Genomic DNA, 11375 nt, shown 5'->3' on the forward strand with positions numbered 1-11375 from the left:
GCGGACGGGACGGCCGGTGAAGGTGCCGCCGCCGATGTCGTCGACGAGCTCGCCGAGCGTGATGCCGAACGCGGTCTCGAACAGGCCGCCGAACTTGACGTTCCCGGCGATCTGGATCGGCATCGTGCCGCGCGAGCGCCCCATGCCGAAATCGGCATAGGCCTTGGCGCCCTCATCGAGGATGAACGGGATCGCCGCGAACGACAGCAGATTGTTGACGACGGTCGGCTTGCCGAACAGGCCGTGATGGGCGGGCAGCGGCGGCTTGGCGCGGACGATGCCGCGCTTGCCTTCGAGGCTCTCCATCAGCGCGGTCTCTTCGCCGCAGACATAGGCGCCGGCGCCGGTGCGCACTTCCAGATCGAACGTGTAGTTGGAGCCCGCGATCTTGTCGCCGAGCAGGCCGGCCTTCTTGGCGATGTCGATCGCCTTGGTCATGGTGGCGATCGCGTGCGGATATTCGGAGCGCGTGTAGATGTAACCCTTGGTAGCGCCCACCGCCATGCCGCAGATGGTCATGCCCTCGATCAGCACGAAGGGATCGCCTTCCATCAGCATGCGGTCGGCGAAGGTGCCGCTGTCGCCCTCGTCGGCGTTGCAGATGACGTATTTGCGGTCGGCCGCGGTCTGCGACACCGTCTTCCACTTGATGCCGGTCGGGAATCCCGCGCCGCCGCGGCCGCGCAGGCCCGACGTGGTGACCTCGGCGATGACGGCATCCGGCGACAAGGTCAGCGCCCGCGTGAGGCCCTTGTAGCCGCCATGAGCGCGGTAGTCCTCGAGCGAGAGCGGATCGATGATGCCGCAGCGGGCGAAGGTGAGGCGGGTCTGCCGCTTCAGCCACGGGATCTCCTCGGTCAGGCCGAGCGAGAGCTTGTGCGACTTGTCGGCGATGATGGCGTCGAGCAGCGACGGCACGTCATCGGCGGTCACGGGACCGAAGCCGAAGCGGCCCTGGGCCGTCTCCAGCTCGACCAGCGGCTCCAGCCAGTACAACCCACGCGAGCCGTTGCGGACGATTTCAAGATCGAGCTTGCGCTCCAGCGCCGCCTTGTGCAGCGCGTGGGCGACCTCATCGGCGCCGACGGCGAGTGCGCCGGCATCACACGGGACAAAGAGACGCACGCTCATCGCTGGGCCTCCGAGACGAGGGCATCGATCCGGGCCTCATCCAGCCGGCCGACCAGCCGGCCGTCGATCATCGCCGAGGGGGCGGTGGCGCACAGGCCGAGGCAGTAGATCGGCTCGAGCGTGACGCGCTCGTCGGCCGTGGTGTTGCCGAGCGCAATCCCGAGCTTGGCCTCGGCACGAGCGGCCAGCGCATCGCCGCCGGCCGCCTGGCAGGCCTCGGCGCGGCACAGCTTGAGCACGTGACGGCCGGCCTTCTTGGCGCGGAAATCGTGGTAGAAGGTGAACACGCCGTAAACCTCGGCGCGTGACAGGTTCAGGGTGGATGCGATCATCGGAATGGCATCCTCGGGCACGTAGCCGAACGCCTCCTGCAACGCGTGGAGGATGGGCAGGGTTGCTCCCTCCATCTGGCTATGTTCGGCGATGATCTCGGCGCCGCGCGCCGCGTCCCAACTTTCGTACATCGGCGTCATCCTGGGCGTCGTCCTAATCCCGATTCTGCGTTGCAAGCGTTTCGCACATCCAAATTGGAATTGCTCAAGATATCAATAAAGCAGTCCCGTGCTGCGATAGCGAAACGCAATCGTGAGATAGCTACAAGTTGACGAAAAACCGGCGTTCCCGCGGCCCGCTTGCGGCCGCGTTTTACCATGTCCCGGGACACCTCGCCGTGATAGGGTTTCTGCCTGCCCGGAGGCGCTCAAAACGTGCGGAACCGGGTCTTTCAACCCGGGAAGGCCGACCTCTTGATCGACAAGCTCGAACTGCTGCTGGCGCTGGCCAAGGAGCGTCATTTCGGCCGCGCGGCCGAGGCCTGCGGCGTCACTCAGCCGACGATGTCGACCAGCATCAAGCAGCTCGAGGAAATCCTCGGCGTCATGCTGGTGCAGCGCGGGTCCAGGTTCCAGGGCTTTACGCCGGAGGGCGAGCGGACGCTCGACTGGGCGCGCCGCATCGTCGGCGACTTCCGCGCGATGCGCCAGGAGATCAACGGCCTCAAGGACAAGCTGTCCGGCGAGATCCGGATCGCCGCGGTGCCGACCGTGCTCGGCATGGTGGCGTCGCTGACGACGCCGTTCCGCGCCAAGCATCCCGAGGTCCGGTTCCGCATCATGTCGTGCACGTCGGCCGATGTGCTCGGCCTGCTGGAGAACCTCGAGGTCGATGCCGGCCTGACCTACATCGAGAACGAACCGATCGGCCGCGTCCGCACCATCCCGCTCTACAACGAGAGCTACCGGCTCCTGACCGCGCCCGACGCGATGTTCGGCGATCGCGACCAGGTGACCTGGCAGGAGGTCGGGCAGGTGCCGCTGTGCCTGCTGACGCCGGACATGCAGAACCGCCGCATCATCGACCGCGCGCTGAAGGCCGCGGGCAACGAGGTGACGCCGACCCTGACCTCGAACTCGCTGCTGGTGCTCTACACCCATGTGAAGACCGGCCGCTGGGCGAGCGTCATGCCGGCCAAGCTCGCCGAGACGCTGGGGCTTGCCGACAAGGTGCGCTCGATCCCGATCACCGATCCCGTGATCAACTATCAGATCGGCCTGGTCATCCCGCAGCGCGACCCGATGACGCCGCTGATCGCATCGCTGGTGCAAATCGCCCGCGAGGTGGCGCCGAGCCTGCAGGCGTGAGGGGCGCGACGGCGTTCTCCGAGTAGGGTGGGCAAAGGCGCGCCCAGCGGCTAGCCATATCCTCGAACTCTCGCCCGCGCCGTGCCCACCACCGGCGTCCGCCGCTCTGCCGAACGACGGTGGGCATGCGCCGCCTTCGGCGTCGCTTTGCCCACCCTACGGTTGTGGCGCGCCATCGCGAGCAGAGGGGACGCGGACATCGTAGAGCGCCGACTGCGCCTCGTAACGCCCGAGCAGCACGTGCGCCGCCGGTGGCACGACGGCCTGATCACGCGACGCTCCTGCGAAGCGGACGACGGCATCTTCATTGGTGAACGTCATGATGGTCATGAACTCCACCTCCGCCGCCAGCGGCCGGCGCAGCAGCTCGATGCCGATGAAGCCCGGGATGGCCCGATCCTCGATGCCCGGAAAGATCGTCGAGCGCAGCAGCGCCTCGTAGGCGTCGGCATTCGCAGGCGTGGTCCAGCCGCGCCAGATCCGTTTGAGCATGTTTGTTCTCCGCCAATGACGGCCCCGGTCATCGCATGCGTCCGCAACGTGCGCTTGGCGAAAATTGCTGTTCGCGATCGTGGCCTCTGCGCTGAGCGGGTCGCTTTCTTGGAATTCCAAACTTGCTGCCTTAGAACGGCAAACGGCACGATCGTGTTTGGTTTGCCAAGAGGGGAGATGCCATGACTGCGCCAGCCATGCCAGCCGATCAGTTCTGGTCGATCATCGGACGGGCAGGGGCCGCATCGGGCGGCGATCCTGCCGCGCAGTGCGAGGCGCTCGCTGCGGCGCTGCGTGAGCTGTCGCTGGGTCAGATTATCGGCTTCGAGGTCGCCTTCCGCCGCTATCTCAATCAGGCCTATAGCTGGGACCTCTGGGGCGCCGCCTACGTCATTCATGGCGGCTGCTCCGACGACAGCTTCGAGTATTTTCGCCGTTGGCTCGTAACGCGCGGCCAGGATGTCTATGAGGCCGCCATGGCCGATCCGGACAGTCTGGCGCAGTTCAACGGCGCCGCCGGGCCTGGCGGCGCCTGGGATTTCGAAGAGATCTATTACGTCGCCAACCGGGTGTTTCGTGAGAGCGGCGGGGAGGGTGACGTGCGCGACCATTCCGAGCCGGAGGCGGGGCTCGGCGGACCAGAACCCACCGGCGACCCGCTCGAAGAGGACGAGGCGCATCTGGCCGCTCGCTATCCGAAACTGTGGCAGCGCTTCGGGGAGAGCCCGCTGTGAGTTCGGCGATGGGAGGCGGATCTCTCGCGGCGCCTGAGAAAAGGACGCCGCGACGGAACCTAGGGCGCAGAACCGGAAGTGCCGGCTATCGCCGGCTGCTTGATAACCTCTCCCCTTGCGGGAGAGGGCATGCACGGCCCATCCACGTGCTCGGTCGGGTGAGGGGTATCTCTCAGCGAGGTGCGCTCGTGGAGAGACCCTTACCCAACCTCGCTTGCTGCACCGTCCTAGATGCCCTCTCCCACCCTGGCGAGGCTCTGCTTCGCTTGGGGGAGAGGGCGCAGTCACAGGCACTGCGCTAGCTGCAAATGATTAGTCCGCCGCGCAAGGCGCGGTGGGCACGGCGCGGGCGAGAGCCCGGCTCGTCGCAAAACGTGGGCGCGCCTTTGCCCACCCTACGGAGGCGCGCTTGGAGCTCCGTCAGCGCGCGCCGCTCACGCCGCGACCGAGATGCTCGCCGTGGCCTTGTAGGCGTCGCGGGGGAGGGTGACGCGGACGACGGTGCCGTGTTCGAGGCGGGAGCGCAGGCGCATCGAGCCGCCGTGCAGCTGTGCCAGCGAGCGGGCGATGGCGAGGCCAAGGCCGGAGCCGTGATAGGTCTTGGTCATCTGGCTCTCGACCTGCTCGAAGGGGCGGCCGAGCCGGGCGAGCGACTGCGCGGGGATGCCGATGCCGGTGTCGGCGATGATCAGCACCACCTTGTCCTCGAACACCCGGCTGCGCATCGTGACGCGGCCGCCCTCGGGGGTGAACTTCACCGCGTTGGACAGCAGGTTGACCATGATCTGCTTGGTGGCGCGGCGGTCGGCGACAACGGGGATGCTGCCCTCGATGTCGGCGTCGAGCACCAGGCTCTTGTCCTGGGCGCGGCCGGAGACGACGCGCAGCGACTCCGCCAGCGTCTTGGCGAGGTCCAGCGGCTCCATGTCGAGCTTCATGCGGCCGGCCTCGATCTTCGACATGTCGAGGATGTCGTTGATCACCTCCAGCAGGTACTGACCTGATGTCAGGATGTCGTGGCAATATTCCTGGTACTTTTCCGAACCCAGCGAGCCGAACATGCCCGAGCCCATGATCTCGGAGAAGCCGATGATGGCGTTGAGCGGCGTGCGCAGCTCGTGGCTCATATTGGCGAGGAATTTCGACTTGGTCTGGTTGGCTTCCTCGGCCCGTGTCTTTTCCTGCGAGTACTTCTCGGCGAGGTCGGCGAGCTCGATCGCCTGGCGCTCCAGCGCGGTCTGCGAGCGCTGCAGGTCGATGACGGTGGCGCGCAGCCGCAGGTCGTTGTCGACGAGCTTCTGCTCGTGTTCCTTGATCCGGGTGATGTCGGTGCCGACCGAGACGTAGCCGCCGTCCTTGGTGCGGCGCTCGGAGATGTGCAGCCAGCTGCCATCGTCGAGCTGCGCCTCGAAGGTGCGGCCGCCCTGCGCCTGCTGGCTGCTGTCGTGCAGCCGGGTGCGGATCTCCGGCATCTTGCCGACCTCGATCACGGTCTCATAGGAGGTGCCGGGCGCGACGGCGGAGTCCGGCAGCTTGTGCAGCTTCTGGAAGTGCGAGTTGCACAGCACCAGGCGGTTGTTGGAGTCCCACAGCACGAAGGCTTCCGAGATCGTCTCGATCGCGTCGCGCAGGCGCAGATCGGCTTCGACGGTCTTCTCGACCAGGCTCTTCTGCTCGGTGACGTCGACGGCGATGCCGATCAGGTGCAGGCCGGAATCGGTGGTGCCCTGGGACAGCTCGCAGCGCACCCTGAGCCAGATCCAGTGGCCCTCGGTGTGGCGCATGCGGAAGCTCTGGTCGATGTGGCGCAGCTCGCCGGCGACGAGCTGGTCGGCGATCGCGAACAGGTCGATGTCGTCCGAGTTCACCAGCGCGTTGACCTCGCCGAAGGTGAGCAGGTCGGTGCGGTTGTCGAGGCCGAGCATCGCGAACATCGAGTTCGACCAGAAGATCCGGCCGCGCGACAGGTCCCAGTCCCACAGGCCGCAGCGGCCGCGGTTCAGCGCGGTGTCGATGCGGCCGCGCACGGCGTCGTTGATCAGGTCGCCCTCGCGAGCCCGGGTCGACTGCCAGTGGAAGGCGAAGCCGAGGATCAGGACGACGAAGCCCGTCGTCGCCGACAGCGTGATCGACAGCGCCGCATCCGAGCCCCAGATCGGCTCGAGCTTCTCCTGGATCACGACGACGCGGCCGGGCAGCGCCTTGATCAGCTGCGACACGGCGAAGGCGGGCCGGCCGTTCGGCAAGGTGATCTCGGTGACCGCGCCCTGCAGGCCGGGCGTGGCGAGCAGCTGTGCGGTCGAGATCAGATCGAGGATGCGGTCGTTCTCGCCGAGCCCGGTATCGACCGGGACGCGGGCGAGGATGCGGTGGTCGGCGCCGGTCACGATGACGTGCCGGCCGGGCGCCGCGCCCCAGGCCGGGATCAGGTCCGGCAGCAGCGCCTGCAGATGCTCGATATGGGCGATGCGATCGGGGCGCATGGCGAGATGGCCGATGCGGTCGGCGAGCAGATCCGAGATCGCCGCGAGGTCGCGCTTGGTCGCACCGCGCTTCTGCCGGCTGTGGTCGAGCACCTGGACGAAGGCGCCGAGGCAGATGGTGACGAGAAAGGCGATGATCAAAGTGGGGACAGCACGACGCAATACCGGCTCAGCAGTCAGCAGCCTTTGATAGGCCGGTTTCGCGATCGATTGCGCCAACCCCTTGATGGAATCAGAAGATTGGACGCACGCGTTCGCGGCATGCGCACGCGCCATGCTGTAGACCCCCGAAACTTTCCTTGGATACCCGAATTTCGAAAGAGCCCCAGCCGCTTCCGAATCAAGTCGATTTGAATCCAGATTTGTCGGGCTGTCGAGAGTCAACGATTTGGCAAAAGCTAATAAATCTTATCCAATGCGGATTTGCCATGGCGAAAAGCCGGCGAGATGAGTCCGAAGCGAGAACGCGGCGTGACGCCGGGCCTCAGCCGTGCGGCGGCTCGGCGTGACTGATGACGCGCTTCACGGTCGGGAAGGCGCGGCGCAGCCCGCGCTCGATGTGGTCGACATTGTCGTGCACCTTGAGCACGCTCATCGAGGGCGCGGCACGGCAGTGGAAGTTGACGATCTCGCCGGCCTCGGTGTTGCGGACGCGGACGTTGTGGACGTCGTACATGTCGGTCTCGGCGGCGAAGCGCTGCAGCGCCTCGGCGATCAGCGCGACGCGCTGATCGGGCGCGTCGATGCCGAACGGCAGCTCGGGCTCGAGCGGCTCGATGTGGGTGTCGACCTCGACGTCGGCGCCGAACTCCTCGCGGACCGAGCGCTCCAACTCGTGGGCGATGGCATGCGCCGCGACCAGGCTCATGTCGCCGTCGACCTCGAGATCGATGGCCACGATCAGCCGGCCGCCGACGTCGTGGACGGTGACGTGATGGATCGCGAGGCCGGAGTTGCGCGCGATCACCATGATGCGCTCGCGCACGCTCTCATTGCTGAGCGCCACCGGTACCGTGGTGAAGGTGACGTCGGCCTCCGACAGGCTCTTGCCGACCGCGGCCTGCGCCTGGCGCTTGATCTCGTCGACGCGGTCGATCGGGTAGGTGCGCGGCACCTGCACGGTGGCGTCGACGAAATGGGTGGCGCCGACGAGCCGCACCCGCAGCCGCTCGACGTCGACGACGCCGGCGACCGAACGGATCGCGGCGTCGGCCTTCTCGGCGGCGCCGTCCGGCGCACGGTCGAGCAGTGTTTCCACGGTGGAGCGCGCGAGCCTGAGGCCGAGCACCGAGATCATGATGGCAACCGCGACCGCCGCGGCGGAGTCGCCCCACCAGAAGCCGAGTGCCGTGAGGGCGAGGCCGGCGATGACCGCGACCGAGCCGAGCACGTCGGAGGCGAAATGCAGCGCGTCGGCGGCGAGCGCCTGGCTGTGGGTCTCGTGCGCGGCGCGATGCAGCGCGCGGGCGCGCCAGAAATTGACGGCGATGTCGACCAGCAGCACCACGAACGGAATGATCGACAGCGATGGGGGCGGGGCCGCCTCGCGCAGCCGGCTCACCGACTCCACCAGCACGCCGCCGGCCAGCACGTAGAGCAGGGCGATGACGCCGAGCGCCGACAGGCTCTCCAGCTTGCCGTGGCCGTAATGATGTTCGTCATCGGCCGGCCGGTCCGATACACGAACCACCATCCAGGTGATGATGGTGGCGACGACGTCGACGGCGCTGTGCAGCGCCTCCGAGACCAGCGCAAGGCTGCCGATCAGCACGCCGACGATGAACTTCGCCGCGGCCATGCTCGCGCTCGCCGCGATCGAGATCGCGGCGACACGGGCTTTCCCGGAATCGACGGGGGAGATGGCGTCGCTCATAGCCGCGGATGTAGCAGCCGAGGCTCTGCGGTGAAAGCCGGGATCGCGCGGCCCAGGTGCATAACAAGCTGCCTGACGAGCTGCATGTCTTGCTGCATGGATCGCGCGCCGTTTCGATTGCTTCTAAGTCTCAGGAGATTGCCTTCACAACGTCACCACGATCTTGCCGAGATGTCTGTTCGCTTCCATGTGCGCGAAGGCGGCGCCGATGTCGTCGAAGCCAAAGATTCGGTCGATCGGCAGACGCAGGGTCCGCTGCTTGACGGCGCCCCAGATGTCCGTCCTCACCTCGTCGAAGATGGCGCGGATCTCCTGAAGCGAGCGGGTGCGGAAGGTGACGCCGACATAGGTGATGCGGCGCGCGGCGTGGAGATCGAAGTTGAAATCGGCATGGGTGCCGCCGAGGCGGCCGACATTGACGATGCGGCCGAGCACCTTGGTCGCGGCGAGATTCTGGCTCGCGACCGCGCCCGACACCTGGTCGATGATGAGGTCCACGCCCTGGCCGCCCGTGGCCTGCAGCACCTGATCGACCCAGGCGGGATCGTTGGAATCGACCGCGAGGTCCGCGCCGAACTCCTTGAGCCGCCCGCGGCGCGTGGCGTCGGTCGAGGAGCCGACCACCAGCGAAGCGCCCTTGAGCTTGGCGATCTGCATCGCCATCAGGCCGACGCCGGAGCTCGCGCCCTGCACCAGCACGGTCTGGCCCGGCTGCAGCGCGCCGTTGGTCACGACCGCGTTATGCATCGTCGAGAGTGCGATCGGCAGCGTGGCCGCCTCGTCGAAATTCATGTTCGACGGCGCGTGGAACAGCCGGCCATGGTCGGCGAGGGTGTATTCGGCGAACGCAGCTGCGCCCGAGCCCATCACGCGGTCGCCGACCTTCACGCCCTTGGCCTCGGGACCGAGCTCGGCGACTTCGCCGGCCCATTCCATGCCGAGCACGGTGCCGACGCCGCCGGCGGCGCCATGCGCATGGCCCTTGGTCATGCCGAGGTCGGCGCGGTTGAGGCCGCAGGCGCGCACGCGGATCAGAACCTGCGTGCCTTTCGGCGTGGGCTTGGCGACGTCGGTAATCGCGGCGCCCTGGGCGCCATAGACATAGGCTTTCATCGCGAAGGATCCTGTCGGGTGAGACGGGGCGACGGCCTGGTGCCGCCGCCCTCCATCCGTGCCGCCTAGCAGGCGACACGACACCCCGACAAGACTCGATCGGCGGCGGAACCTCGCCGCCGCGCCCGGGCTTTCGATCAGGCCGCGGCAGACGCCTCCGCCTCGTCGAAGGCGGTGGAGACATCGCGCATGCTGATGACGCCGGCGAGCGCGAAATCGACGATGACGGGGAGGTGACGGATGTGGTGCACGTTCATCAGATGACGGACGTGCTCGAGCGTATCCTCGGTGCTGCAGGAGATCAGCCGCTGCGGCGAGATCAGCTGCGAGACCTTCATGGTGACGCCGGCGGCGCCGTGCTCGGCGATCGCGCGCACCACGTCGCGCTCGGTGAACATGCCGGCGGCCGTGTTGCCCTCCGTGCGCACGACGTCCTTGACGACGAGGGCGCTGACATTGCTGGCGCGCATCAGCTGCGCCGCGACGCCGACGGTCTCGTTCATTCGCACCGTGATCACGCGCGCCGTCTTGTTGCGCAGGATGTCTCCGACCTTCATCGCACCCTCCCGTTTGTTGTCTCGAACGAGAGGGAGTCTGGTATACGTTATGCCAGAAGTCAATTCAGATTTCGAAGTTTTCAGGGCGAATTTCTGGGAAATAACGTCAGGCAAGCTGTCTGATGTTCGCCGATTTTGGCATCTGGCATTCCAGGAGTCCGAAAAAGAAAGGAGGCGCATGGGGATGCGCCTCCTGCAGTCGCGGGAAGAAGCGGGCAATCAGGCCGTGGTGCGGACGTCCTGCGCGGCAGGCTGGGTGACCGCCGGCTCCTTGCCGAGGATGAAGGCGCGCCGCAGCGGCTTGATCACGAACAGCGCCATCAGCGCCGCCGTGGCGTTCAGCGCCACGCCGATCACGAACACGGCCTGCCAGCCATATTTGGCGGAGACCAGGCTCGCGAGCGGCACCAGCAGCGAAGCGGTGCCCTTCGCGGTGTAGAGCATGCCGTTGTTGGTGGCCGCGTATTTGCTGCCGAACGTATCCCCGGAGGTTGCCGGGAACAGGCTGTAGATCTCGCCGAAGACGCCGAAATAGACGGCGGTGGCGAGCACGAACACGATCGGGTTCTGGCCGTAGTTCGACAGGGTCAGCAGCATCAGAGCCGCGGTGCCGAAGGCGATGAACATCGTGTGCTCGCGGCCGATCGTGTCCGAGATCCAGCCGAACAGCGGCCGGCCGAAGCCGTCGAAGATGCGGTCGAGCGAGATCGCGAAGGTCAGCGCCGCCATCTGGAAGCCGGCCAGCGTCACCGGCTCGTTGGCGATCTTGAAGTCGTGCGCGATCGGGGCGATCTGGGCCGCGGTCATCAGGCCGCCGGAGGCCACCATCACGAACACGAGGTACATGATCCAGAAGATCGGCGTGCGCAGCACCTGCGGCGGGGTGTAGTCGACCTTGCTCTGCGGCAGGTTGAGCTGCTTCTTGCGGGCGGGGGCCGCCTTGGTCGGCGGCCGCAGGAAGAGTGCGAGGATGAAGACGACGACACCCTGGCCGATGCCGAAGGTGAAGAAGGCGCTCTGGTAGCCGCTCGAGGCGATCATGCTGGCGATCGGCACGACGGTCAGCGCGGCGCCCGCGCCGAAGCCGGCGGCGGTGGCGCCCGCGGCGAGACCGCGGCGGTCAGGAAACCATTTCAGCGCATTGCCGACGCAGGTGCCGTAGACCGCACCGGCGCCGATGCCGCCGATCACGGCGCCCGCGTAGAGCAGAGTGAGCGAGTCGGCGTAGGAGTTCAGCACCCAGGCGAGCGCGATCATCACGCCGCCGAACATGATCACGACTCGCGGGCCGTATTTGTCGACGAACCAGGCCTCGACCGGCACCAGCCAGGTCTCGGTCACGACGAAGATCG

At 66.9% G+C, this 11375-nt stretch carries 10 protein-coding genes; 2 read left to right on the top strand and 8 right to left on the bottom strand.

Annotation, left to right across the window (positions count from 1 at the left end):
• Positions 1 to 1131, bottom strand: a 1131-nt coding sequence (locus tag BRAS3809_RS16405) for a formate dehydrogenase beta subunit (RefSeq protein ID WP_035656475.1), incomplete at its 3' end; no start/stop codon positions are given.
• Entirely contained in the window at positions 1128 to 1604 is a 477-nt protein-coding gene (locus BRAS3809_RS16410) for a formate dehydrogenase subunit gamma (protein WP_008963232.1), read from the bottom strand. The genes BRAS3809_RS16405 and BRAS3809_RS16410, both read right to left, overlap by 4 nt.
• Before the next feature lie 273 nt (positions 1605 to 1877).
• On the opposite strand from BRAS3809_RS16410, the gene BRAS3809_RS16415 reads away from it, so the two are divergent.
• A complete protein-coding gene (locus BRAS3809_RS16415) occupies positions 1878 to 2771 on the top strand; it encodes a LysR family transcriptional regulator (protein ID WP_008963233.1) in 894 nt (297 codons plus the stop codon).
• Positions 2772 to 2927: 156 nt separating this feature from the next.
• Here the strand turns inward: BRAS3809_RS16415 and BRAS3809_RS16420 are convergent, their stop codons facing one another.
• Complete coding sequence (locus BRAS3809_RS16420; RefSeq protein ID WP_008963234.1) at positions 2928 to 3263, bottom strand: antibiotic biosynthesis monooxygenase family protein; 336 nt, start codon at positions 3261 to 3263, stop codon at positions 2928 to 2930.
• A 182-nt stretch (positions 3264 to 3445) separates the two neighbouring features.
• Here BRAS3809_RS16420 and BRAS3809_RS16425 point away from each other — a divergent pair, with 182 nt between their 5' ends.
• Positions 3446 to 3997 carry a DUF4240 domain-containing protein gene (locus tag BRAS3809_RS16425; RefSeq protein WP_008963235.1) on the top strand — a complete coding sequence of 184 codons (552 nt, stop codon included), beginning with the start codon at positions 3446 to 3448 and terminating at the stop codon, positions 3995 to 3997.
• A gap of 434 nt (positions 3998 to 4431) precedes the next feature.
• Here BRAS3809_RS16425 and BRAS3809_RS16430 read toward each other — a convergent pair whose 3' ends face one another.
• The 5 genes from BRAS3809_RS16430 to oxlT form a co-directional block, all read right to left on the bottom strand.
• Positions 4432 to 6756 carry a sensor histidine kinase gene (locus tag BRAS3809_RS16430; RefSeq protein ID WP_008963236.1) on the bottom strand — a complete coding sequence of 775 codons (2325 nt, stop codon included), beginning with the start codon at positions 6754 to 6756 and terminating at the stop codon, positions 4432 to 4434.
• Between the two features lie 208 nt (positions 6757 to 6964).
• The gene (locus tag BRAS3809_RS16435) at positions 6965 to 8353 is read right to left on the bottom strand and encodes a cation diffusion facilitator family transporter (protein ID WP_008963237.1); all 1389 of its coding nucleotides are present in this window, start codon (positions 8351 to 8353) and stop codon (positions 6965 to 6967) included.
• 144 nt (positions 8354 to 8497) lie between these two features.
• The gene (locus BRAS3809_RS16440) at positions 8498 to 9466 is read right to left on the bottom strand and encodes a zinc-binding dehydrogenase (RefSeq protein WP_008963238.1); all 969 of its coding nucleotides are present in this window, start codon (positions 9464 to 9466) and stop codon (positions 8498 to 8500) included.
• 137 nt (positions 9467 to 9603) lie between these two features.
• Complete coding sequence (locus BRAS3809_RS16445) at positions 9604 to 10023, bottom strand: CBS domain-containing protein (RefSeq protein WP_008963239.1); 420 nt, start codon at positions 10021 to 10023, stop codon at positions 9604 to 9606.
• Positions 10024 to 10242: 219 nt separating this feature from the next.
• Positions 10243 to 11375 (bottom strand): oxalate/formate MFS antiporter (oxlT, locus tag BRAS3809_RS16450; RefSeq protein ID WP_035656479.1); only part of this gene is annotated, 1133 nt, incomplete at its 5' end.

Source organism: Bradyrhizobium sp. STM 3809 (genome assembly GCF_000239795.1).
GTDB lineage: Bacteria > Pseudomonadota > Alphaproteobacteria > Rhizobiales > Xanthobacteraceae > Bradyrhizobium.

Bases quoted from the DNA above. Each gene is read 5' to 3' on its own strand.
- BRAS3809_RS16410 (WP_008963232.1), bottom strand. From the start codon at position 1,604: ATGACGCCGATGTACGAAAGTTGGGACGCGGCGCGCGGCGCCGAGATC.
- BRAS3809_RS16420 (WP_008963234.1), bottom strand. From the start codon at position 3,263: ATGCTCAAACGGATCTGGCGCGGCTGGACCACGCCTGCGAATGCCGAC.
- BRAS3809_RS16425 (WP_008963235.1), top strand. From the start codon at position 3,446: ATGACTGCGCCAGCCATGCCAGCCGATCAGTTCTGGTCGATCATCGGA.
- BRAS3809_RS16430 (WP_008963236.1), bottom strand. From the start codon at position 6,756: ATGGCGCGTGCGCATGCCGCGAACGCGTGCGTCCAATCTTCTGATTCC.
- BRAS3809_RS16435 (WP_008963237.1), bottom strand. From the start codon at position 8,353: ATGAGCGACGCCATCTCCCCCGTCGATTCCGGGAAAGCCCGTGTCGCC.
- BRAS3809_RS16440 (WP_008963238.1), bottom strand. From the start codon at position 9,466: ATGAAAGCCTATGTCTATGGCGCCCAGGGCGCCGCGATTACCGACGTC.
- BRAS3809_RS16445 (WP_008963239.1), bottom strand. From the start codon at position 10,023: ATGAAGGTCGGAGACATCCTGCGCAACAAGACGGCGCGCGTGATCACG.